The 21,819-nt window shown below is 72.2% G+C and carries 21 protein-coding genes and 1 tRNA gene; 11 read left to right on the top strand and 11 right to left on the bottom strand.

Annotation, left to right across the window (positions count from 1 at the left end; translation table 11 throughout):
* Positions 1-160: 160 nt before the first annotated feature.
* From FOF52_RS16370 to FOF52_RS16360, 3 genes are all read left to right on the top strand, one after another.
* Positions 161-787, top strand: coding sequence for a TasA family protein (locus FOF52_RS16370; RefSeq protein WP_248590812.1), 627 nt, complete (start codon positions 161-163; stop codon positions 785-787).
* 80 nt (positions 788-867) lie between these two features.
* A complete protein-coding gene (locus tag FOF52_RS16365) occupies positions 868-1,452 on the top strand; it encodes a TasA family protein (RefSeq protein WP_248590811.1) in 585 nt (194 codons plus the stop codon).
* Between the two features lie 11 nt (positions 1,453-1,463).
* Positions 1,464-2,066 (top strand): hypothetical protein, encoded by a 603-nt coding sequence (locus FOF52_RS16360; protein WP_248590810.1) that lies wholly within the window; start codon positions 1,464-1,466, stop codon positions 2,064-2,066.
* Positions 2,067-2,140: 74 nt separating this feature from the next.
* On the opposite strand, the gene FOF52_RS16355 is transcribed toward FOF52_RS16360, so the two are convergent.
* From FOF52_RS16355 to FOF52_RS16345, 3 genes are all read right to left on the bottom strand, one after another.
* Positions 2,141-2,641, bottom strand: a complete 501-nt coding sequence (locus tag FOF52_RS16355; protein ID WP_248590809.1) for an ATP-binding protein — start codon at positions 2,639-2,641, stop codon at positions 2,141-2,143.
* 207 nt (positions 2,642-2,848) lie between these two features.
* Entirely contained in the window at positions 2,849-4,321 is a 1,473-nt protein-coding gene (locus tag FOF52_RS16350) for a collagen-binding domain-containing protein (RefSeq protein ID WP_248590808.1), read from the bottom strand.
* 258 nt (positions 4,322-4,579) lie between these two features.
* The gene (locus tag FOF52_RS16345) at positions 4,580-4,861 is read right to left on the bottom strand and encodes a GlsB/YeaQ/YmgE family stress response membrane protein (protein WP_248590807.1); all 282 of its coding nucleotides are present in this window, start codon (positions 4,859-4,861) and stop codon (positions 4,580-4,582) included.
* Positions 4,862-5,081: 220 nt separating this feature from the next.
* Between FOF52_RS16345 and FOF52_RS16340 the strand changes: the two genes are divergently transcribed.
* Complete coding sequence (locus tag FOF52_RS16340; protein ID WP_248590806.1) at positions 5,082-5,870, top strand: aldehyde dehydrogenase family protein; 789 nt, start codon at positions 5,082-5,084, stop codon at positions 5,868-5,870.
* Here the strand turns inward: FOF52_RS16340 and FOF52_RS16335 are convergent.
* From FOF52_RS16335 to FOF52_RS16325, 3 genes are all read right to left on the bottom strand, one after another.
* Positions 5,839-6,405: a hypothetical protein gene (locus FOF52_RS16335; RefSeq protein WP_248590805.1), complete on the bottom strand. Its 567-nt coding sequence runs from the start codon at positions 6,403-6,405 to the stop codon at positions 5,839-5,841. The genes FOF52_RS16340 and FOF52_RS16335 overlap by 32 nt on opposite strands.
* A 109-nt stretch (positions 6,406-6,514) precedes the next feature.
* Positions 6,515-7,156 (bottom strand): hypothetical protein, encoded by a 642-nt coding sequence (locus FOF52_RS16330; protein ID WP_248590804.1) that lies wholly within the window; start codon positions 7,154-7,156, stop codon positions 6,515-6,517.
* A gap of 144 nt (positions 7,157-7,300) precedes the next feature.
* Positions 7,301-8,143, bottom strand: a complete 843-nt coding sequence (locus FOF52_RS16325; RefSeq protein ID WP_248590803.1) for an SDR family oxidoreductase — start codon at positions 8,141-8,143, stop codon at positions 7,301-7,303.
* Between the two features lie 143 nt (positions 8,144-8,286).
* Between FOF52_RS16325 and FOF52_RS16320 the strand changes: the two genes are divergently transcribed.
* The 4 genes from FOF52_RS16320 (at position 8,287) to FOF52_RS16305 (ending at position 13,854) form a co-directional block, all read left to right on the top strand.
* Positions 8,287-10,665, top strand: a complete 2,379-nt coding sequence (locus FOF52_RS16320; RefSeq protein ID WP_248590802.1) for a phosphoketolase family protein — start codon at positions 8,287-8,289, stop codon at positions 10,663-10,665.
* Complete coding sequence (locus FOF52_RS16315) at positions 10,665-11,750, top strand: acetate/propionate family kinase (protein WP_248590801.1); 1,086 nt, start codon at positions 10,665-10,667, stop codon at positions 11,748-11,750. Before FOF52_RS16320 ends, FOF52_RS16315 begins: the two co-directional genes overlap by 1 nt.
* Before the next feature lie 111 nt (positions 11,751-11,861).
* The gene (locus FOF52_RS16310; protein WP_248590800.1) at positions 11,862-12,935 is read left to right on the top strand and encodes a winged helix DNA-binding domain-containing protein; all 1,074 of its coding nucleotides are present in this window, start codon (positions 11,862-11,864) and stop codon (positions 12,933-12,935) included.
* A 142-nt stretch (positions 12,936-13,077) separates the two neighbouring features.
* Entirely contained in the window at positions 13,078-13,854 is a 777-nt protein-coding gene (locus FOF52_RS16305; RefSeq protein WP_248590799.1) for a thioesterase family protein, read from the top strand.
* Between the two features lie 143 nt (positions 13,855-13,997).
* Here the strand turns inward: FOF52_RS16305 and FOF52_RS16300 are convergent, their stop codons facing one another.
* Positions 13,998-14,543 carry a DUF7144 family membrane protein gene (locus FOF52_RS16300; RefSeq protein WP_248590798.1) on the bottom strand — a complete coding sequence of 182 codons (546 nt, stop codon included), beginning with the start codon at positions 14,541-14,543 and terminating at the stop codon, positions 13,998-14,000.
* Positions 14,544-14,723: 180 nt separating this feature from the next.
* A complete protein-coding gene (locus FOF52_RS16295) occupies positions 14,724-15,161 on the bottom strand; it encodes an SRPBCC family protein (protein ID WP_248590797.1) in 438 nt (145 codons plus the stop codon).
* Between the two features lie 194 nt (positions 15,162-15,355).
* Here FOF52_RS16295 and mftD point away from each other — a divergent pair, with 194 nt between their 5' ends.
* The 3 genes from mftD (at position 15,356) to FOF52_RS16280 (ending at position 18,067) form a co-directional block, all read left to right on the top strand.
* Positions 15,356-16,561 (top strand): pre-mycofactocin synthase MftD, encoded by a 1,206-nt coding sequence (gene mftD / locus FOF52_RS16290; protein ID WP_248590796.1) that lies wholly within the window; start codon positions 15,356-15,358, stop codon positions 16,559-16,561.
* A 169-nt stretch (positions 16,562-16,730) separates the two neighbouring features.
* Complete coding sequence (locus FOF52_RS16285) at positions 16,731-17,363, top strand: pyridoxamine 5'-phosphate oxidase family protein (RefSeq protein ID WP_425265497.1); 633 nt, start codon at positions 16,731-16,733, stop codon at positions 17,361-17,363.
* Between the two features lie 371 nt (positions 17,364-17,734).
* Positions 17,735-18,067, top strand: a complete 333-nt coding sequence (locus FOF52_RS16280) for a histone-like nucleoid-structuring protein Lsr2 (protein WP_248590794.1) — start codon at positions 17,735-17,737, stop codon at positions 18,065-18,067.
* A 108-nt stretch (positions 18,068-18,175) separates the two neighbouring features.
* Here FOF52_RS16280 and FOF52_RS16275 read toward each other — a convergent pair whose 3' ends face one another.
* From FOF52_RS16275 to FOF52_RS16265, 3 genes are all read right to left on the bottom strand, one after another.
* Positions 18,176-19,279: a cytochrome P450 family protein gene (locus FOF52_RS16275; RefSeq protein ID WP_248590793.1), complete on the bottom strand. Its 1,104-nt coding sequence runs from the start codon at positions 19,277-19,279 to the stop codon at positions 18,176-18,178.
* On the bottom strand, positions 19,243-20,607 hold the full coding sequence (locus FOF52_RS16270; RefSeq protein ID WP_248590792.1) for a cytochrome P450: 1,365 nt from the start codon (positions 20,605-20,607) through the stop codon (positions 19,243-19,245). The genes FOF52_RS16275 and FOF52_RS16270 overlap by 37 nt, the downstream gene beginning before the upstream one ends.
* A gap of 1,062 nt (positions 20,608-21,669) precedes the next feature.
* Positions 21,670-21,758, bottom strand: a tRNA-Ser gene (locus tag FOF52_RS16265).
* Between the last annotated feature and the right edge of the window lie 61 nt (positions 21,759-21,819).

Genomic DNA, 21,819 nt, shown 5'->3' with positions numbered 1-21,819 from the left:
CCGCGCCACATCCCCCTGACGGTCCCGCTGCGTCACCGCGACAACGGGACGGTTCGGCGTGGACTGGCACCGCCCGACTGCACCCTCGGGTCCCCGCTCTCCGGTTCTGCCCCGCGAACTTCCCCCGGCTTCGCCTCACGGCGTGAAAGGAAGGGCCATTGTGGCCACCAAGATGAACAAGAGCAGAAGACTCGTCGCGGGCTTGGGTGCGGCGGCGGTGATCGGCGCAGCGGTGGCGATCACCGGCGGTACCTACGCCTACTTCACCGACAGCGCCCGGACCGTCGAACAGGCGATCGAGGCCGGAGACCTGGAGGTCCGCATCGACCAGTCCGGGCACGGGGTGTCGAACAAGCCGGTCAACATCACCAACGCCGCGCCCGGGGACGTCTACGTCGAGGACCTGACCTTCCCCCACATCGGACACAAGTGGTACCGCCTGAAGGTCACCAACACCGGCAGCATCGACGGTGAGATCAACTCCCTGGAGATCGTCGACCTGGCCGGCAGCACCCCCAACCTGGCCGACCGGCTGCAGATCCGCGCGGTCGTCAGGCAGTTCGACTTCGAGCCCGGCTCCTTCGGCAACCCCGGCTTCGAGCCGCTGGACAGCGGCAAGCTGGACAACCTGCCCGGCATCAAGCTTGTGCCCGCGGGCCACTCCGTCTACATCTACTTCCAGATCGAGTGGCCCAACGGCAGCCCGGAGGAGGACAACCCGTACATGAACGCGACGACCTCCTTCAAGTTCCAGGTGAACCTGGACCAGGTCAACCAGGGGAACTAGCCGTGCCCACCCCCGCACCGGTGGAGGCCGGTGCGGGACCGTCGCACGGTCGCAGGAATCCGGGGAGATGAGACGCGAGCATGAGGAAGAGGACCGCCCTGGCCCTGGGAGTCGCCGCGGCCGGTGCGGCACTGCTGTTGTCCGTCGGCGGCACCTACGCCTACTTCTCCACGAGCGCGGTCTCCCAGCCCGGCCAGATCACCGCGGGAAACCTCAGGGTGGAGGTGGACGAGCACGGCCCGAACGGGGCCAGCGGCCTGGTCGGCCTCAGCGGAGCCGCTCCGGGGGGACGCTGGCCGGCCTCCTCCGCCGAGTCCTACACCCTGGTCATCACCAACACCGGTTCGCTCTCCGCGCTGATCGACTCCATCGACGTGGTGGTCACCGACGGAAGCCGACCGAACCTCAGTGAGGCCCTGGAGATCAGGTACAGCCTCGTCCCGGGGAACCGCGAACCGGACTGGTCGCGCGGCAGCGGCTGGGTCGGACTGGACCCCGGACCGGTGCTCGACCACCTGCCCGGGCGTCCCGCTCCGCTCGGACCGGGCAGCTCCAGCGAACTGCACTTCCAGCTCCGGTGGCCCAACGGCACCCCCGAGTACGACAATCGCTTCCAGGGCGCCGAGACCGAGTTCATGTTCGACGTCAGTCTCGGCCAGGCGTGACGGGGGACCGGATGAAGAGGATGAGACTGCGCAAGCCGGTGCTGGTGGCGGCGAGCGTCGCCGCCGCCGCGGCGGCGGTGTGCGGGGTTCTCGTGACCACCCAGGCCGCGTTCACCACGCAGACCACCGCAGGTGAGCTGCCGGTCTCGGCGGGACGCCTCGACGTGGCGCTGACCACCTCGCTCACCGGCCAGGACCCGATCCTGGTGGACCTGTCGGAGGTGGGGCCGGACCTGATGTGGCCGGAGGACGGCGCGCTGGCGGTGTCACTGCGCAACACCGGGACCCTGGACGGCGTGGTCAGCGGCTTGGAGACGGTGGAGGTCGCCGACGGCGGTCCCGGCGGCTCCGCGGCGCTGAGCAGGGTGCTGGAGGTGGCGGTCAGCGCCGACCCCGGGCAGGACTGGCACGACCCGGCGCTGACCTGGGAGCGTATCGCCGCGGAGGCGGCTCCCGGCGGTCGTGCCGTCGCCTCGGGGCTGGGAGGGCTGCCGGTCGGGCAGACCCGTACCATCCACCTCAAACTGCGTTTCGCGGACGTGTCCGATATCGACGCCTACGCCGGGACGACCACCTCCTTCCGGCTGGTCGCGACGGTGACCCAGGCGCTCTGACGGCCGGGCCCGTCCGCCGACGGCCCCGGCCGCCGTGGCCGCGGTCCCGAGGAAGGGAGATGGCCGGGAGCCGTTCAGGGGCTCCCGGCCATCTCCATCTCCTGACGAAGGGCGAATTCCACCCAGGTGGTCATGGCACCGTCGCGGTGTTCCCGGACCGGCTCCGCTGGGCGGGGTCCGTCGCCGTCGGCCGGGAAGCACCCCCACGCGTACGACACCACCGAGGTGATGAACAGGCCGCGGCCGCTCTGCGCGTCCTCGGGCGGCAGCATGGCGCGGGACACCTGCCTGGGCACGTGGTTTCGCCGACCTTCGTCGGTGACCTCCAGGCGCAGCAGGGACGGAGGGTCGCCTTCGGTCCGGACCGTCACCCGGACCGTCCCTCCCGGGTCCCCCGACGCCGTGTGTCTGATCGCGTTGGTGAAGAGTTCGCTGATGACCAGTTCCGCCGAGTCGCGGATCTCCGGATAGGGAAGGATCAGGGAGCGGATCCAGGAACGCGCCTGGCCGCAACTCTCGGCCGTTCCCGGGAAGGTCCGCGTCGCCTGGATCGGGCCTCGGGCGTCATCGCTCATGGGCACCACCATTCCTGGGCGTCGCACCGGATCGCACGGGGGAACGGCTACCCGGTCATCGGACCGCAACGCCCCGGAACGGTATTCCCGTCCTCCTTTTTGTCCTTTGTCCAGTTGACGGAAGTGGGCCGGCGGCCGGGGTGGGCCGCCCCGGAGAACCGGAAAGGGGGCCGACCGCGCGGCCCCCTTTCCGGCTCGGCTGTCCGGTCAGGTGCTCCTGCGGCGGCGGGTGAGGAAGAGGGCGGCGGCACCCGCGGCGACGATGGCGACGGCCGCGGTGATCAGGCCGACGAGGCCGGCGCCGGTGACGGGCAGGCCCTTGTCGGCCGTGGGACCGCCGGCTTCGGGGCCCTCGGTCCTGGGGGCGGGGGAGGCGGTGGCGTCCGGGTCGCCGGGCGGAGGCGTGGTCCCGCCGTCGCCGGTCTCCTCCTGCTCCTCCTCGTCGGTCTCCTGGTCGTCGTCGCCGTTGTCGGCGGGAGGAGCCTCGGTGCCGCACAGTTCGACCTCGGCGGCGAAGGGGACGTGGTACAGGGTGTTGTCGAACTCCGGAATCTCCTGCACCTCCGTCACCACCTCCTCCTCGATCTCCAGGAACTCCTCGAACTCCTCCGGTTCCCCGAAGTCCTCGGTCGCCGTCGGCTCCCCCTCCTCGGGGAGGAGGAAGGTCATGAAGCGCTGGGTGATGACGTTGCCCCGCATGCCGTCGGCCAGGGCCGCCAGGACGGTGGCGTCGGGGGCGAACAGGGTGCCCGGGAAGGTGCCCAGGCTGACCAGGAGGAGCTGGCCGTGCGCGGAGGAGAGGTTGAACAGGACGTAGGGGGCCTCCGCCGCGCCCAGCCCGTCCACGGGCGGGAGCACCAGGAAGGAGGTGTCGAACTCGTCCGCGGAGGTCTGCACGTTGATCACCAGCGGGGTGTCGGCGCTGGGCTTGACGGCGCCGACCTCGATCCCCGCGAGGCTGGACAGGTCCTCGTCGGAGACGTTCCAGACGTTCTGCCGGCCCGGTTGCAGGGTGAGCTGGGCGACGCGTTCGGCCATGGGGGAGTCGCCGAAGGGTTCATCGGTGTCGGTGTCGACCGGGACCACGTTCGGTTCGCAGGAGGCGAGCGCGGCCGAACGGGTGCGGTACTCGGCGAAGGCCGCCGCGAAGTCGATCGGGGAGCCCTGGACCGTCTCCTCCGCCTGCCGGGTGGTGAGGGTGATGCGCGAGGGCTCGTCGTTGACGGGGGCGAAGGAGATGACCGTGTTCTCCCCGGAGTTGTCGACCTCGGCGTTGCCGGTGTCACCGATCCTGACGAGGCCGCCGTTGTGCACCCGCAGCTCGCCCACGGAGCCGAGGGCGCCGACCGCACCGCCGACGACCAGCGCCGACGGCTGCTGGTCACCGGGCGCCACGAATGAGCCGGCGGTGGCCGTGGCCACGCTGTAGTCCACGAAGTCCAGGGTGGCGCCGACCGCGACGGGGCCTTCGGAGCGGCCACCGCCGAGCAGGGCCTCGGCTTCGGTCATCACCAGGAAGCCGTGGTTGCCGGAGACGGGGTTGACCGTGACGGGGGCGGCCGAGACGGGGGCCGCGGTCAGGCCGAAGGCGAGCAGGGCCGCGGTCGAGGCGCCGGCGACGGCGACCCCGCGGGAGCGGGAGAGTCCACCGCGGCGGCCCCGGGGCAGGGAAGAGCTCATGAAGGATTCCAAGTCGACGGGGGATGGGGAGTGCGGGCACGGGGCAGGCACGGTTCCCGCACAGTCGCTGATTCTGCCGACGGGGCCGTTCCGCGCCATCACCAAAAACGACGAAAGTTGGTTTTTCTTCGCATAACGGAAGGAGCCCGCACTCGACGGTGCGGGCTCCCGGGAGACCGGCCCGGGCGAGCAGCACGGGGCCCGCGCCCTGGAGCGCGGGTCCCGTTCCTCGTGGCTGTGCTGCGGGATGTGCGGACGTCACACGGGGCTGTGCCGACGGCGCCCGCCGCGCATCATCGTGATGAGGTAGACACCGGCCGCCGCCAGCAGGACCTGGACGATCAGGGTGAGCCAGAAGGAACTGGTGAAGCTCGCCATGATCGCGGTCCCGAGCAGGGCGGCGACGATGCCGATGACGAGCATCAGCCAGATGGGCATGTCCTGCTTGCCGGGGACGATGAGACGTCCCAGGGCACCGACGATCAGGCCGACGAAGAGGGCACTGATGATGGTGCCGAAGAATCCACCGCCGATCTCCATGCTTACCTCCCGAGTTCTCTGGACATTCCCCACCTGCCCGGGAGTGTCGGAAAGATGCGCGCGGATGTCGGCGGGGGCGCGCGGCGGCCGGTTGGGCCGGGCGCGTCCGGGCGGTACCGGAATAAGGGATGAACCGGGCGCGGCGAAGCACTACGCTCTTCGGCGGATTCCGACGGCCGCGGTTGCGGCGCGGGCGGTGCCCCGAAAGGAGAGGGTGGCGATGACCGGACACGCGGAAGGCGGCGCCGATCCGTCGGTCCGTGCCGCCGGACGGACCGCCCCCGCGGAGAGCTACCCGGTGGTCGCCCATGACGGGACCGCGCTGGGCCGGGTGCCCCGGATGTCGCACGCCGACGCCCACCGTGCGGTGCGTGCGGCCCGCGCGGCCGCCGACGGCTGGGCACGGCGCTCTGCCGGGCAGCGGGCACGGGTCCTGCACCGGGTCGCCGACGCGCTGCGCGGCCGCCGCACCCGCCTGGTCCGCCAGGTCGTCGACGCCGACGGAGTCCCCCACGACCTGGCCGAACGGCTGGTGGACACCGCCGCCGAGCGGTGGACCCGCTACGCCGAGCAGATCGCCGGAGGGGCGTGCGCCGGGAGGCCCCCCGTCGGCGTCGTCGCAATCGTCGCCCCGCCGTTCGGTCCGCTGCTGGGTCTGGTCTCGGTGCTCGCCCCGGTGGTCGCGGGCGGCAACACGGCGGTGGTGGCGGTCAGCGAACGCGCGCCGCTGCCCGCGCTGGCCCTCGCCGAGGCGCTGGCCGAGGCGCAACTGCCGGACGGCGTGGCCGCCCTGCTCACCGGGCCCACCGCGGAGCTCGCGCCGCTGCTGGCCGCGCACCCCGGCATCGACGCCGTCGACCTGACCGGTGCGGGGGAGGCGGCCCCCGGACTGGCGGACCGCTCCGCCGCGACGGCCAAGCGCATCCTGCGGTCCGAGGGGCGCGTCGACTGGTTCGCCGACCCGGGGACCGCCCGCCTCACCGCGTTCCTGCGCCCCGCGGCGGACTGACCGGCTCCGCGGGCGGCCACAGCAGCGCGGACGCCAACGCCAGCTGCACCTGGGTGATCCCGACGACCAGCAGGGGGACGAGCCAGAGCGCGACCAGCCCGGCCAGTCCGTGCACCAGCCACGCCCCGGCCAGCGTGGGTCCGCCCCACGCGTCGGCCGTGAGGCTGGCGGTGTCGGGTTCGGCGAGCAGCCGGACCGGATAGGCGATGTTCAGCACCACGACGGCCCAGCCGTAACCGGCGACCACCGACGCGAGCACGTCGAGGGGCAGGCCGAACAGTGCGTGGCCGACCACCCTCGGCCAGGTGGGGACGGAACGGCCCGGGGAGGCGTCGAGCAGGCGCACGGCGAGCCGCCGGCGCACCCGCGCGGCGGCACGGTGGCCGCCGAACAGCGCCACCACCAGGAGGCACAGCCCCACCAGCGGGGAGACCACCGCGTACAGCGTCCGCCGCCACGTTCTGCCCCGGAACGGAAGCCGCAGGAACCCCCCGGGGAACGACCGTTCCACTTCGGTGCCCACCGTCTCGCCCATGACCGCCTCCCTGGTCCGCCGTCTCCCCGGTTTCCCGTGACGGCGGGCTGTGAAACAGCGGAGGGGCCGGTGGGACGGCCGGCCGGCGGAGCCGACGGGCCGCGCCGGCTCAGTCCAGCGGGTCGGAGTCCTTGGTGTCCTTGGCGGTGCTCTTGCGGGTGCTGCGCGGTCGGCTGCGCACCTTCCGGGTGGGGACCTCGGCGGTGTCCGCGGCCGGCGGCTCCTCGGCGGGCTCGGGGGGCAGGAAGCCGTTGGTGTCCTCCGCGGGCCGGGGAGCCGAGGAGACGACGCCCGCGCGGATGTTCAACGCCTCGTTCTCGACGCTGCGCATACTGCGGACGGTCTCGGGCGCCTGCGGCAGCCGGTCGCCGCGCAGGTGCGCGCCGAGGACCGCCAGCCCGTGGTCGCACAGGATCTGCCGGGCCCGCGCGGCGGGCACCCCGCTGAGCTGCTCCAACTCCGGCAGGTCGCACTCGCGGAGCAGGCGGATCACCTCCTGCACGGCCTCGCGGGGGCGGCGTGCGGTGATGGTCGCCGCGAGCAGTTCGGCCTCGGCGAGCGCGGTGGTCGACGGAGTGCCCTCGGGGGCGTCGCGCTGCGCGATGAGCAGACTGGTCAGTTGCCGGGTGGCGGTGCGTGACGCCGACCGCGTCTCCGCCCTGCGGGCGTAGCGCCCCTGCAACCAGGTGACGGTGGCGCTGGTCACCAGACTGACGGCGCCACCCGCCAGGACGAGGAGGAATTCGTTCAAGACTACGCTCCGTGCGGGAGGGAAAGCGGACGTTTGGTGAGCATTCGCCACTCGGGGGCGACTTGTCAAGGATCGCTCACGGTGATCCTCACCGGGAAGGGGCCCCGGGAGGTCACGGCCCCCCTCCCGCCGCGGACGGCGACGTCAGTAGGTGAAACCTCCCTCACTGCTGATGACCTGACCGGTGATCCACCGCGCCTCGTCGGTGGCCAGCCACGCGATGAGCCGCGCCGGGTCGTCGGGGAACCCGCAGCGGCCGAACGGCAGCATCGGCCGCAGCCGGTCCAGCAGCTCCCCGGTGAGGTAGCCGGTCTGCACCGGCCCGGGGTTGACCGTGTTCACGGTGATGCCGCTCCGGGACAGTCCGGCGGCGACGCTCGGCGTGATCGCGGCCAGCGCGCCCTTGGCGGCGGCGTAGCAGATCTCATCGGGCATCGGACCACGCACCTGGCCGGAGGTCAGGAAGACCACCCGGCCGCCCGCGCGGCCGTCGTGCCGGGCGGCGAACTCCTTGGCCAGCAGCAGCGCGGAACGGGTGTTCACGGCCCAGTGCGCGTCCAGCATCGCCGCGTCCACCTCGGACAGGCGGCCGTCGCCGCCGCTGCGCGCGTGGTTGGCCACGAGGATGTCCACGTGCCCGAACTCGGCGGCCGCCGCGGCCACCACCCGGCGCGGCGCGTCCACCTCGGCCAGGTCCGCCGAGAGGTCGGCCACCCGCGCGCCGGGAGCGGCCAGCGCCCGGCGCACCCCCGCGAGCACCGCGGCCACGTCGTCGCCGCCCCACGGCTGCTCCTCATCGTGCGGCCGGTAGTGGTGGCAGAACACGCTCGCCCCGTAGGCCGCGAGCCGCCGCGCCACCGCGTACCCGATGCCCTCGCGCCGGCTCACCCCGGTGACCAGGGCGACGCGGCCGCGCAGCGGAAGCGGGTCACGGGCCAGTTCCTCGACCGTGGGACGGGCGACCGGAACCAGATCGTCGTTGTCCATGGGGAGACTGTCGCGCAGCACCCCCGCCGCGCGCATCCCGTTTTCCGTGGTGCGGCGGGTCCCGTGCGGGGAGCCGGAACCGCATAGAACACCGGGGCGGCGGTAGTGAACGAGGTGATGTCCACCGATCCGAGGGAAGCCGTATGACCGCGACCGAGTCGGTTCCCCGCCAGAACCTCACCGCCGCCGAACTCCACGAGATCGACCGGTACTGGCGGGCCGCGAACTACCTGTCCGTCGGCCAGATCTACCTGCTGGACAACCCGCTGCTGCGCGAACCGCTCGCCCCCGGGCACATCAAGCCGCGGCTGCTCGGCCACTGGGGCACCACGCCCGGCCTCACCTTCGTCTACGCGCACCTCAACCACCAGGTCCGCCGCCGCGACACCGAACTGATGTGGATCGTCGGCCCCGGGCACGGCGGGCCCGCGGCCGTCGCCACGGCGTGGCTGGACGGCGTCTACTCCGAGGTCTACCCCGACGTCGGCCGGGACGCCGCGGGCATGCGCCGCCTGTTCCGCCAGTTCTCCTTCCCCGGCGGCGTTCCCAGCCACGCCGCCCCGGAGACGCCCGGCTCCATCCACGAGGGCGGCGAACTCGGCTACGCGCTCGCCCACGCCTTCGGCGCGGCCTTCGACAACCCCGACCTGGTGGTCGCCGCCGTCGTCGGCGACGGCGAGGCCGAGACCGGAGCGCTGTCCGGGAGCTGGCAGTCGGTCCGCTTCCTCAACCCGGTGCGCGACGGCGCGGTCCTGCCGATCCTGCACCTCAACGGCTACAAGATCGCCGGACCGACCGTACCGGCCCGCATCCCCGAGGAGGACCTGCTCGCCCAGCTGCGCGGCCACGGCTACGCACCGCACGTGGTCGCGGGCGACGACCCGGACACCGTGCACCGGTCGATGGCCGGGGCCCTCGCCTCCTGTCTGGAACGCATCGACACGATCCGGTTCCGCGCCCGGCACAGCGGCAGCAGTGTCGAGAACGTGCGCTGGCCCATGATCGTCCTGCGCACCCCCAAGGGCTGGACCGGCCCCCGGACGGTGGACGGGCAGCCGGTGGAGAACACCTGGCGGTCCCACCAGGTGCCGCTCGCCGCCCCCCGGGAGAACCCCGAACACCTGCGCCAACTGGAGGAGTGGCTGCGCGGCTACCGGCCCGGGGAGCTGTTCGACGACGACGGCGCGCCCCGCCCCGGGACCACCGCCGTGGTACCGCGCCCCGAACGCCGCATCAGCGGCAGCCCGCACGCCAACGGCGGCCTGCTGCTGCGCGACCTCCTCCTGCCGGACCTCCGCGACCACGCCGTGCAGGTGACCCGCCCCGGGGTGGAGAAGGCGGAGGCCACACGGGTGCTGGGAGGTTTCCTGTGCGACGTCGTCGCCGCCAACCCGCGCAACTTCCGGATCATGGGCCCCGACGAGACCCGGTCCAACCGGCTCGACGCGGTCTTCGAGGCCACCGACCGGGCCTGGACCACCGGCCGCCTGCCCGTCGACCGGCAGCTCTCCCCCGACGGGCGGGTCATGGAGGTCCTCAACGAGCAGCTGTGCCAGGGCTGGCTGGAGGGCTACCTGCTGACCGGGCGGCACGGCCTGTTCAACTCCTACGAGGCGTTCATCCACATCGTCGACTCGATGTTCAACCAGCACGCCAAGTGGTTGAAGGTCTCCCGCGACCTGCCGTGGCGGCGTCCGGTGGCCTCGTTGAACTACCTGCTCAGCTCGCACGTGTGGCGGCAGGACCACAACGGGTTCAGCCACCAGGACCCCGGTTTCATCGACCACGTGGTCAACAAGAAGCCGGAGATCGTCCGGGTGTACCTGCCGCCGGACAGCAACACCCTGCTGTCCACCGTGGACCACTGCCTGCGCTCGCGGAACTACGTCAACGTGGTCGTCGCGGGCAAGCAGCCGCAGTTCAACTACCTGCCGATGGACGCGGCGGTCGCGCACTGCGCGCGGGGGGCGGGCCTGTGGGAGTGGGCGGGCTCCGAGGACGGCGCCGCACCCGACGTGGTGCTGGCCTGCGCCGGGGACGTGCCCACCCTGGAGACGCTGGCCGCCGCCGACCTGCTCCGCCGCCACCTGCCGGAGCTGCGGGTGCGCGTGGTCAACGTGGTGGACCTGATGCGGTTGAGCAACGAGGGCGAGCACCCGCACGCCATGACCGACCGCGAGTACGACACCCTGTTCACCCGTGACAGGCCGGTCATCTTCGCGTTCCACGGCTATCCGTGGCTGATCCACCGGCTCACCTACCGCCGCGCCGGGCACCCCAACCTGCACGTGCGCGGCTACAAGGAGGAAGGCACCACCACGACGCCGTTCGACATGGTGATGCTCAACGACCTGGACCGCTTCCACCTGGTGATGGACGTGATCGACCGGGTGCCGGGACTGGGCGTGCGTGCGGCGGGGCTGCGCCAGCATATGCGGGACGAGCGGCTGCGCTGCCGCGCGTACACCCGCGAGTACGGCGAGGACGCGCCCGACATCCGCGACTGGGTGTGGGAGCACTGATGCGGGTCCTCGTGGTCAACACCGGGTCCACCAGCGTCAAACTCCGGCTGCTGGACGCCGACGACACGCTGCTGGACCGGTACGACCTCGCCGTCGTCGACGGCCGCCTGCCCGCCGACCAGGTGGTCCGGGCGCTGCGCTCCCTCGGCCCCTGCGACGCGGTGGGGCACCGGGTGGTGCACGGCGGCACGGCCTACCGGTCGGCGGTGCGCATCGACGACCGGGTGCGCCGGACGCTGCGGTCGCTGACGGAACTGGCGCCGCTGCACCAGCCGCAGGCGCTGGCCGCGGTCGACACGCTCCGCGACCTGCTGCCCGGGGTGCCGCAGGTGGCGTGCTTCGACACCACGTTCCACAGCACCCTGCCGGAGGCGGCGGCCACGTACGCGCTGCCCGCCCCGTGGCGGAAGCGGTTCACGCTGCGCCGCTACGGGTTCCACGGGCTGTCGCACGCGTACGCGGCCCGCCGCGCCGCCGAGCTGGTGGGCGGCGACCCGGGCCGGGTGGTCACCGCCCACCTGGGCGCGGGCGCGTCGCTGGCGGCGGTGCGCGACGGGCGCTGCGTGGCCACCACCATGGGGTTCACCCCGTTGGAGGGCCTGGTGATGGCCACCCGCGCGGGGGACGTGGACCCCGGCCTGATGCTGTGGCTGCTGCGCGAGGGGCGGCTCACCTACGAGGAGCTGGACCACGGTCTCACCCACCGCAGCGGCCTGGCCGGACTGGCGGGCACCGCCGACCTGCGGGAGGTGGTGAAGCGCGCCGAGACGGGCGACGCCGAGGCGCGGCTGGCCGTGGACGTGTACCTGTACCGGCTGCGCGGCAAGGTCGCCGCGATGGCCTCGGCCCTGGACGGCCTGGACACCCTGGTGTTCACCGGGGGCGTGGGCGAGCACCAGCCCGTGGTGCGGTCGGGGGCGGCGGCCGGGCTCGGCTTCCTGGGCGTCCGCGTGGACGAGGAGGCCGACCGGACCGCGGTGCCGGACGCGGAGCTGACCGCCGAGGGCTCCCGGGTGCGGGTGTTCGTGGTCGCCGCCCGCGAGGACCTCCAGATCGCCGGGGAGACCCGGGAGGCGCTGGCCTGACCTCGACGGGGCCGTCCGCGCACCGCGGCGGCGGGGGCGCCGGCCGCTGCGGTGTCGGAAGCGGGACCGCCGGACGGTTTCGGTGACGGTACCGCGGTGTACCAAGACCCCATGACTCCCGCTCTCACCGCCGCCTCCGCCCGTCGTCTGCGCGCCGCCGCGCAACTGCTGCTCGGGGAGCGCGAGCGCGACCCCGTCCGGGTGCTCGACCGGATCCTCACGGTGCAGGCGCAGGACGCCACCGCCGCCGCGCTGGGGCTGCGCGCCCGCGCGGCGGACGCCCGCCTCAGCGACGTGGCTCGTGCCGTCGGGACCGACCGGACGGTGGTGCGCGGCTGGTTCCTGCGCGGCACCCTCCACCTGGTGCCCGCTGCCGACGTGCGCTGGCTGCTCGCCCTCCTCGGACCGGTGTTCCTCGCGGCGAGCCGCCGCCGCTGCGCCGAACTGGGGTTGGACGAGCCCCTGCTGTCCCGCGCCGACGCCCTCGTCTCGGACGCGGTCGCCGAACGTCCGCGCACCCGTGCCGAGCTGGCCGGGCTGCTCACCGCGGCCGGGGTGCCCGCCGCCGGGCAGGCCGCGTTCCACCTGATCCGGCGCAACGCGCTGGCCGGGCGGATCTGTCAGGGGCCGGTCCGCGACGGCGAACCCGCCTACGTCGCTTTGGACGACTGGGTTCCCGGTCCCGGTCCGGGGTGGGACCGGGAGGAGGCGGCGGCCCGCCTGGCCGGCCGCTACCTCGCCGCGCACGCCCCGGCGTCCCTCGCCGACTTCGTCCACTGGTCGGGGCTGCCCGCCGCCGTCGCCCGGGCCGCGTGGCGGACTCTCGACACCGTCGAGGTCACCGTCGACGGAAAGCCGTACGCGCTGCCCGCGGAACGCGCCGACGAGATCGCGGCGGCCGGGCGCGCCGGCGGCCCCGGGGACGTGCGGCTGCTGCCCGCTTACGACGACTACCTGGTCGGCTGGCGCGACCGGACGCTGGCGGTGCCGCCGGGGCGCGAACGGGCGGTGTGGCCGGGCGGGGGGCAGATCCGCCCCGCCGTCGTCGTGGACGGCCGCGTGGTCGGGACGTGGTGGCGCACCGGCGGGGAGGTGGGGACCACGTTCTTCGAGCCGCCGTCCGAGCCGGTGGGGGAGGCGGTCGGGACCGAGGCGGCCGACGTCGCGCGCTTCCTCGCGGAGTGAGCCGGGGGTCCGGTGCGGTGGCTGACCGGCGCACGGGGGGTGACGGGGCACCCCCGCTCCAGTCGAAACCGAATCGGATTCGGTAATCTCTGGGTGTCATGCCCCTCCGCCCCGACCGCACCGCCCCTGCGAGGACTGAGCCATGAGTGAACCGGCGGAAGCCTTCTACCTGCCCCTCGGCGACGACCGCTACGAGCCGACCCGCGCCACCGAGAGCCCCTGGGACCCCGGAGCCCAGCACGGCGGCCCGCCCACGGCGCTGCTGGGACACCTCCTCGACGAGGCCGCCGGCCCCGGCATGCGGCTGGCCCGGATCTCGGCGGACTTCCTCGGCGCCATCCCGCGCCGCCCCTTCCGCGTCGAGGTGGCCCAGCTCCGACCGGGCCGGCGGATCGCCCTGTCCGAGGCGCGGATGGTCTTCGACGACCGTCCGGCGGTGGTCGCGCGCGCCTGGGCGATCGCGACCGGGCCGACTCCCCCGTCCACCGGGGAGCGCATCCAGCCGCCCGCCCTGCCCGGGACCGGGCAGGGGCCCGACCTGACCGGCTGGGGCTACGGCGAGGCGATCGAGTGGCGGTTCACCCGCGGCGGCCACGACACCGCCTCCGGAGCGGCGGACGTGTGGACCCGGGTCCGCATCCCCCTGATCGCGGGGGAGAAGCCCACCGGCCTGGACCGCACGCTGGTCGTCGCGGACTCCGCCAACGGCCTGTCCGCCGCCCTGCCGATGACGGAGTGGCTGTTCATCCCGCCGTCCATCACCGTCACCCTGGGCCGCTTCCCCGAAGCCGAGTGGGTGCACCTGGCCTGCCGTTCCCACCTGTCCACCGACGGGCTCGGCGTCTCCCACGCCACCCTGAGCGACCCCGACGGCCACCTGGGCGAGGTCAGCCAGCCGCTGCTGGTCCGGGAGCGCTGAGCGCGGTCCGCCGGAAGCGTCCACGGTGGACCCGGCCAGCAGCGATCATGTCCACGGGGCCGGATTCGGCGGCGGTCCCGGCCCCAGGACCAGGCCAGGGGCAGCTGCGTCCTGCCGTGCCCCCGGCCGTGAGCCGAGCACGCTCAGCGCGCGTGCTCGCCCCGGGACGGCTGCGGGATGTGCGCGCCGGAGGACGCGCCGGAGGAGGGAGCCTCCTCGCGGGTCTCCCGAGCCTCCCGCATTCCCGCCTCGTAACCGGAGCGGTAGGAGTCCTCGGCCTCCCGACCGGACTCCCGCTCCTCCTCGGCCGCGTGGGCCGAGGACCAGCCGGCGGTCAGCCCGTAGATGGCCAGCAGGTCAACGGCGATGACCACCAGCGACCACAGCGGGTTGGCGGCGAAGAACGCCAGCTGCGCGACGACGTTGATCGCGAGCAGGACCACACCCAGGGTGCGCGCCCAGCTCCTACCGCTGGTCAGGGCGAAGCCCGCCCCCAGCAGGAGCAGCCCCCACAGGCCCAGCAGGAGGCCCCAGGGGGTGAGGGTGAAGAAGAACGCCTCGCCTCCGGTGATGAAGAGGTAGTCCCTCAGGAAGAGGGCGAAGATGCCCTGGATGAGATTGACCGCTCCCGTCAGGAACAGCAGGGTCGCGGCGAAGAGCATCCAGCCGCGGGAACGTGTCCGGTTCATTGCCTTCCCTTTCCCTTCGCGGGCTTGCTCGGGGCCGGGGACGGGATGGCGATCGGCGCCGTCCTTACTCCCGTTCCGTCCCACCCCACAAACTCCCCCGTATCGGGGCGAAGGTTCACGCGCGTGGGCAATGAGTTCGCAAAGGACGGAGTGTTGCCGTGCCGGACGGCGGGAACGCGGTCACCCGCGCCCGTAGCGGTGGGCCAGGGCGTCCAGGCCCACGGCGAACACGCCGTCGCCCATCGTGGACTCCAACTCCTGCGCGGTCTCCGCGGAGCACTCGAACGTCGCCGTCCAGACCACCGTGCAGTGCTGCGCGTCCCGTTCCACGACCTCCAGGACCGCCCGGTGGTCGGTGATGGGGAATGGCGGATCCGGCATCGTGTAGACGAGGCGGCGGGCCGACTCGTCCCGTTCCACGAGCCGCTCGACCAGTTCCTGTTCGGTCCGCTCACCGAAGACGCGCTCGGCTCTCGGCGTGTTGGGGGAGGCCGGGCCGCGCATGACCGGGGCGCTGACCTCCGGGTGCCAGCGGTGGATCGAGGAGAAGTCGCCGATGAGGTCCCAGACCTCTGCGGCCGGTGCGGCCAGGTCAACACTGCGTCGTAGGGTCGCCATGCCCCGAGTATTCGACACGGCTGCGGCGACACGCCGCAGGTGCGCCCCCGTGTCGCGGAGCCGCCCCTTTCGGGTTTGTCCGTTCCTCCCCCCGGTTAGACGGAGGGCCGAGCCGTTGGGAGGCCCGCCGTCGACCGACACCCGGGGCGGCGGACCGCTTCCGTCCGAACGAGTCCGACGAGGAGTGTGTCCAGGTGCTGTTCACGAGTGCCCCATTGGAATCCGTCGCCGAGGCGCAGCGGCGCGCGAAGAAACGTCTGCCGACGGCGGTGTACGCGTCGCTCATCGCCGGAACGGAGAAGGGGGTCACCCTGCACGACAACATCCAGGCGTTCGACGAGATCGGATTGATCCCGCGCATCGCCGCGGACCTGCCGCCCAAACGCGAGATGAGCACGACCGTCCTGGGGCAGGACATCGACTTCCCGGTCATCGTCTCGCCCGCGGGGGCCCAGGCCGTCCACCCCGGCGGGGAGGTGGCCGTGGCGAAGGCGGCGGCGTCGGTGGGCACCGCCATCGGGCTGAGCTCGTTCGCCAGCATGCCCTTCGAGGACATTGCCGCGGCCAACCCCAAGGCGTTCTTCCAGCTGTACTGGGTGGGGACCCGCGACGACATCGCCGAGCGGGTGGAACGCGCCCGCCGGGCCGGGGCGAAGGCGCTGATCCTCACCCTGGACTGGTCCTTCGCCAGCCGCCGCGACTGGGGCAGCCCCACCATCCCGGAACGGGTGACGTTCTCCACGCTGCTGCAGTTCGCGCCCATGGGGCTCTCCCGGCCCGGGTGGGCGCTGCGGTTCCTCCTCAACGGCATCCCCGACCTGAAGGCGCCCAACCTGCACACCGAGGCCAAGGGCACGCCGACCTTCCGCCAGGCGTACGTGGAGTGGGCGCAGACCCCGCTGCCCACGTGGGAGGACGTGCGGTGGCTGCGGGACCTGTGGAACGGCGAGTTCCTCGTCAAGGGCGTCTACTATCCCGACGACGCGCGGCGGGCCGTCGACTGCGGGGCCACCGCGATCTCCGTCTCCAACCACGGCGGCAACAACCTCGACGGCATCCCGGGGGCGCTGCGCGCGCTGCCCGGCGTCGTCGAGGCCGTGGGCGACCAGGTCGAGGTGCTGATGGACGGCGGGGTCCGCCGCGGCAGTGACGTGGTCAAGGCCCTGGCCATGGGGGCGAAGGCGGTGCTCGTGGGGCGGGTGTGGCTGTGGGGGCTCGCGGCGGGCGGCGAGGACGGGGTCCGCCAACTCCTGGAGATCCTCCGTGCCGGGATCGACGAGTCCCTCATCGGACTGGGTCACCGGTCGATCCACGACCTGAGCCCCGACGACCTGGTCATCCCGGCGGGATTCACCGTTCCCACGATGACCGCGATGACGTCGGTGCCCGGCAAGAAGTGACGCGGTCCCCGTCGGCGCCGGACCGCACCGGACGGCGGTCCGGCGCCGACGGGGATGTCCGGGGGCGGGAACCGCTCCGGGCTGCCGTCGCGAAGCAGTCCGGGAAAAGAGGTGCTTCCTGAACCGCTTAAGGGCTACTCTGGCCGTCAGCCGTGGTCGCCGTCGGGGAGTGGTTGTGGAAGAAAGCGGTCTGGCGGAGGTCACCTCGGAGGAGGAACTCACGGAGCTGCTCGGCGCCCCGGCCCCGCAGGCCCTGGCCAAAGAGCGCACGGCACTGCACGAACTCGACCGGGAGTGGCTGGCCGCCTCCCCTTTCTGCCTCATCGCGACGTCCGACGCGAACGGCCGGTGCGACGTCTCCCCCAAGGGCGATCCGCCCGGTTTCACGCTGGTTCTCGACGACACCACGATCGCCATTCCCGACCGCAGGGGCAACCGCAGGTTCGACGGTTTCCGGAACGTGCTGGCCAATCCCCACGTCGGCCTGGTCTACCTGATTCCCGGACGGGGCGACACGCTGCGGATCAACGGCCGCGCCAGGGTGCTGCGGGACGCGCCGTTCTTCGACGCGATGGCCGTCCGGGGGAAGCGGCCCGCGCTCGCCCTGCTCGTCGAGGTCGAGGAGGTGTTCCACCACTGCGCGAAGGCCTTCCTCCGCTCCTCGCTGTGGCGGCCGGAGACCTGGCGCCCCGACGCACTGCCGTCGCGGGCGCGGATCGCCAAGGACATGGAGCGCCGGGACGAGCCGCTGGAGGCGATCGAGCGCTTCTACGCCGAGGAGTACACCGGGGGGCTCTACTGACGGATACCCCTTCGGGGGCGGCCGGAACGGCCGTGCGGGGCACGGCGGCCCGCGGGAGGGACCGGAGGCCGAATCCGGCCAATCCCATTTTCGGACCTGTCGGGAGGTTCACTGTTCTGCCGTGATTGGCGGGAGTCCGGTGAGGTGGCCCGGTCTGCGTGTCCTCCCGTCCCGACTTGACCGGTAAAATGGACCCGGTTTTCTAAACGGACCCTGAAACGGCCTCCGATCTATCGAAATCTTATAGAAAAGATAAAGATCGTAATACGGGATGCCGTGCGGTCCGGAAAAACCTGACATTCTGTTGAAGTTATCCAGATCACCTGTCTGGTATCCGAAGTCTCTCTTACCGATGGATGGAGACCGTCCCCATGGCGCAGAAGGTTCAGGTGCTTCTCATCGACGACCTCGATGGCGGAGAGGCCGAGGAAACGGTCTCGTTCGGGATCGACGGCTCCGCCTACGAGATCGACCTCAGCAGCGATAACGCGGCGAAGCTCCGCTCCGCGCTCGCGCCGTTCGTCGAGGCGGCCCGCAGGGCCCCGACCAAGCGCAACACCTCCCGGGGGAAGCAGCGCGGCGCGTCCGGCAGGGACCGCAGCGCCGAGATCCGGGCGTGGGCCAAGGCCGCGGGCAAGCAGGTCAGCGACCGGGGACGCATTCCCCAGGCGATCGTCGACGAGTACCTCGCGACGCACGGCTGATCCGTACCGCACACCGGGACACCAGGGGCCGGGGCCGACGGCGGGCCGACCGCCAAGACGGCGTTCCCGGCCCCTGGTGTGTCTCCCTCTGGAGAACCGGGAGAACGGTCAGGGAGTCGGACGCAGCAGCACGGGGCGGGCCAGCGGGTGGTTCATGAAGACCGTGGGCGTGGGCGGGGCCTCACCGACCAGGGAGATCTCGGGGAAGCGCGTGAACAGCGCGGGAAGCGCGATCAGCAACTCCAACCGGGCCAGCGCGGCTCCCAGGCAGAGGTGCGCCCCGTGGCCGAACGCCATGTGCCGGATCTTCGGACGGGTGATGTCGAAGCGGTCGGGATCGTCGTGGGCCCGCGGGTCCCGGTTGGCCGAGCCGAAGGAGAGCAGCACGGCGTCCCCGGCGGGGATGGTGATGCCGTCGATCTCCACGTCCCGCGTGGTGTACAGGAACGGCAGCATGACCACCGACGACTCGAAACGCAGGCACTCCTCGATGGCGTTCTCCCACGACACCTGACCGGTGCGCAGCAGTTCCAGCTGGTCCGGATGGGTGAGCAGCAGCTGCACCGAGTTGCTGATCATGCCCATCGTGGTCTCGAAGCCGCCGATGATGAGCAGCAGCGTGTTGTGGATCAGCTCGGTCTCGCTGAGCCGGTCGCCGTCCTCGGCGCGCGCGTTGATCATCGCGCTGATCAGACCGTCGTCCGGGTCCTTCCGCTTGGCCTCGATCAGGGACGCGACAAAGGCGAACGCGTCGGTGTTGGCGTCGGGATCGGTGCCGGAGAGGGTGCGTCCCACCAGGGTCTGCAGGGTGAGGTGGTCCTCCTCGTCGAGGCCGAGGAGGTCGCTGATGACGCGGATGGGCAGGGGGAAGGAGTAGGCCGCCTTGAGATCGACGGTTCCGTCGCTCTCGGCCATGCGGTCCAGCAGTTCCCCGGTGATGGCCTCGATGCGGGGGCGGAGGTCCTCGACGCGGCGGCGGGTGAAGGCGGACTGGACCAGGCCGCGCATGCGCTTGTGGTCCGCTCCGGAACGGGCCAGCATCGACTCCACGCGCAGCATGTTGGCGACGGGGTGGTGGGGGTCGACCTCACCGGCCATCAGGGGGCGCCAGTTGCGCCAGCCGCGGACGAAGACGGACTCGTCGGCCATCGCCTCCCGCAGCGGCGCGTCGTGGGTCAGTGCCCAGACCTCCAGGTCCCCGGGAAAAGCCACCCGTACCAGCGGGCCTTTTTCGAGGAATTCGCGTCTTTGGGCGGGGATGTCGACTCTGCCGGCGGGGTCGAGATGGATGGTGTGGGGGCGGCGGGGGTGTCCCATGAGGTTCCTCCGGGGTTGCTGACGGGGACAGGGGTGAAACGGACGGGCAGCGCCTCCAGGCCGCGGACGGTCAGCGAGGGGCGCCAGCGCAGCTGGTCCGGGGGGACGCTCAGCGCCAGGTCGGGGAGTCGGCGCAGCAGCCGGTCCACGGCGGTCTCGGCGATGGCCAGGGCCATGTCCTGACCGCGAACGGGACAGGTGTGGGGGCCCACGCCCCAGGTCAGGTGGGCGCGGTTGGTGAGCATCGCGTCCGGTCCGCTGCGGGCCATCAGGTCGAGGCTGGCCGCGGCGAAGCCCAGCACCAGGCAGTCCCCGGCGCGGACGTGGGCGCCGGCCAGCCGCACGTCCTGCACCGGATAGCGGCCGATGAGGGTCTGCAGGGGCGGGTCGGTCCACAGCGCGGTGTTGACGGTCTCCGCGATCAGCGTCGACGAGGTGGCGAGTCGGGCCCGGACTCCGGAGTCGACGAGCAGCATCCGGATGGTGTTGCCGATGAGGTGGGTGACCGGGTCGTCGGCCGCGGCGATGATCAGCAGCAGGTTGTCGCGGACCTCGACGTCGCTCAGCCCCTGGGCGACCAGGGAGGAGGCCAGGTCGTTGCCGGGGGCGCGGCGGCGCCTCCGGGCCAGGTCGGTGAGCATCTCCGCGATGCGGAGGCGGGCGGGGAAGGCGTCCGGCCCTTCGCCCCACATGGCCTGCATCTCCAGGCAGATGCGCATGACCTCGGCCGGGCCGAGGCCGAACAGGCGGCACAGCACGGTGACCGGGAGCTGGCGGGTGTACTGGGTGACCAGGTCGGCCTTGCCGTGCAGGCAGAAGGCGTCGATGAGCTGGTCGGCGGCCGCGGTGATGTGCTGGACGACCTGGGAGAAGGTCAGCGATTTCAGTGCGGTGAGCAGTGCGTTCCGGTACCGCTCGTGCTCGGCTCCGTCGGAGTACAGCGCCGACTGGTACTTGCCGAACAGGATGCGCAGCGGGGACTGCGGACCGATCCGGCCGTCGGTCATGGCGGCCCAGCGGTCGGGGTCGCGGGCGTAGGTCTGGTGGTCGCGCATGACCTCCCAGTTGAGCCGCCAGGACAGCAGCAGCCATCCGTGGACGCCCGGCTCCAGTTCGACCGGGGCGATCTCCCCGTACTTCTTCAGCAGCTCGGGCCACAGGGCGCTGGGGTCGGTGGTCTCGTAGAGGCGGACCACGGGGGTGGGAGAGGAAGGGCGGCTCATGGGCATCACATCTCGGCACGGGCGGAGGGACAGCGGGAGGGGAGGCGGGCGGTGCGTCCTCGGAGGCTGCGGGTCCGGTGCGGTTCCGTGACGGTTGTGCCGTGCGCGGAAATCGTTCGGGCCGGGCTGATAGGCGACAGGAATTTCCGAATATGTGCTTCTGGCATTCGAGTAGTGGATCTTAACACCACATAATGCCCAGAGGGGGGTGTAGCGCAATATTTCCGAATTCTCTGCAGGATGCCGTAGTGGCTGTGGCGGATGACCTGCCCTTTCTCTTTCCTGGCGGACCGAGGGTTGGGGAAATGTGGGATTAGTTCATTGTTTGCCTGGTTTGTCCTTAACTGCGGGTGGTGTGTGTCCAAAAATCCCGCGGTGGGCCCGGAGTTCCCGGAGGCGGAGCCGCAGGGGATGAGTGGCCGCGCTTTCCCGCAAGGAAACCGCTGGTCACAGGGATTTTTGAGGTGCGGGGTCCGGGGTGGGCCGGTCGGAGGCCGTCGGCCGGAGGGGAATCGCGACGGCGCACGCCTTCGGTCGCCGCCCCGATTCCACGGGCGCCGCTGTCGGCCGGGCGACGGCACGGGACACCGGGCCATTTCCCCCGCCGGAGTCCTCGTTCGGACAGTTCACGGTCTCTTTTCGGCCGCCCCGGTGCGCGCGGGAGGACGACGTTTCTCTACCGACCGGAAAGAAAATCCCGGGCCGGCGGCGGCCGTATCGAGATGCGGAGCCGACGGCCGTTCGCGAACGGGAGACCGCCCGGTCCCGCCGCTTCGGGGACGGACGTCTCGCCCGCGTTCCGCGGCCGGCGGACCGCGGAATTCCGGATCCGGAGTCGTGCGCCGCGGTCCGGCGGCCGGCGTCGCGGTGGGCGCGGGCGGGCTGCCCCGGCGCGCCGGGAAACGGCGGCGGCCTGGCCGGGCCCGCCGCGGACGTCCGGGGCCGGCCCGCCGCGGCGGCTCGGCGGCCAGGCCCCGGGGCGGGTGCGGCCCGGGGAGGCAGGGCGGTCGGGGCAACAAGAAGAGCCGGGCCCCGACAGGGTCGGGGCCCGGCTTCGCAGCGCGGAGGATCGGGGATTTGAACCCCGGAAGGGCGTGAGCCCTAACCGCATTAGCAGTGCGGCGCCATAGACCGGACTAGGCGAATCCTCCTGGCTGGGACAAGCGTACAGAGAGAAGGGGCCAAGGTGCAAAACAAAAGCGCGCACCGCTG

This window comes from Thermobifida alba, from assembly GCF_023208015.1.
GTDB lineage: Bacteria > Actinomycetota > Actinomycetes > Streptosporangiales > Streptosporangiaceae > Thermobifida > Thermobifida alba.
Note: the sequence above shows the minus strand (reverse complement) of the source record. Positions and strands in the feature narration are given on the sequence as shown.

What these genes read in the sequence shown, in the direction of transcription:
- FOF52_RS16355 (WP_248590809.1), bottom strand. Translation starts at nt 2,641, where the DNA reads ATGAGCGATGACGCCCGAGGCCCGATCCAGGCGACGCGGACCTTCCCG.
- FOF52_RS16345 (WP_248590807.1), bottom strand. Translation starts at nt 4,861, where the DNA reads ATGGAGATCGGCGGTGGATTCTTCGGCACCATCATCAGTGCCCTCTTC.
- FOF52_RS16295 (WP_248590797.1), bottom strand. Translation starts at nt 15,161, where the DNA reads ATGGCGACCCTACGACGCAGTGTTGACCTGGCCGCACCGGCCGCAGAG.
- FOF52_RS16360 (WP_248590810.1), top strand. Translation starts at nt 1,464, where the DNA reads ATGAAGAGGATGAGACTGCGCAAGCCGGTGCTGGTGGCGGCGAGCGTC.
- FOF52_RS16325 (WP_248590803.1), bottom strand. Translation starts at nt 8,143, where the DNA reads ATGGACAACGACGATCTGGTTCCGGTCGCCCGTCCCACGGTCGAGGAA.
- FOF52_RS16280 (WP_248590794.1), top strand. Translation starts at nt 17,735, where the DNA reads ATGGCGCAGAAGGTTCAGGTGCTTCTCATCGACGACCTCGATGGCGGA.
- FOF52_RS16335 (WP_248590805.1), bottom strand. Translation starts at nt 6,405, where the DNA reads ATGGGCGAGACGGTGGGCACCGAAGTGGAACGGTCGTTCCCCGGGGGG.
- FOF52_RS16305 (WP_248590799.1), top strand. Translation starts at nt 13,078, where the DNA reads ATGAGTGAACCGGCGGAAGCCTTCTACCTGCCCCTCGGCGACGACCGC.
- FOF52_RS16350 (WP_248590808.1), bottom strand. Translation starts at nt 4,321, where the DNA reads ATGAGCTCTTCCCTGCCCCGGGGCCGCCGCGGTGGACTCTCCCGCTCC.
- FOF52_RS16340 (WP_248590806.1), top strand. Translation starts at nt 5,082, where the DNA reads ATGACCGGACACGCGGAAGGCGGCGCCGATCCGTCGGTCCGTGCCGCC.
- FOF52_RS16310 (WP_248590800.1), top strand. Translation starts at nt 11,862, where the DNA reads ATGACTCCCGCTCTCACCGCCGCCTCCGCCCGTCGTCTGCGCGCCGCC.
- FOF52_RS16315 (WP_248590801.1), top strand. Translation starts at nt 10,665, where the DNA reads ATGCGGGTCCTCGTGGTCAACACCGGGTCCACCAGCGTCAAACTCCGG.
- FOF52_RS16365 (WP_248590811.1), top strand. Translation starts at nt 868, where the DNA reads ATGAGGAAGAGGACCGCCCTGGCCCTGGGAGTCGCCGCGGCCGGTGCG.
- FOF52_RS16300 (WP_248590798.1), bottom strand. Translation starts at nt 14,543, where the DNA reads ATGAACCGGACACGTTCCCGCGGCTGGATGCTCTTCGCCGCGACCCTG.
- FOF52_RS16270 (WP_248590792.1), bottom strand. Translation starts at nt 20,607, where the DNA reads ATGAGCCGCCCTTCCTCTCCCACCCCCGTGGTCCGCCTCTACGAGACC.
- FOF52_RS16320 (WP_248590802.1), top strand. Translation starts at nt 8,287, where the DNA reads ATGACCGCGACCGAGTCGGTTCCCCGCCAGAACCTCACCGCCGCCGAA.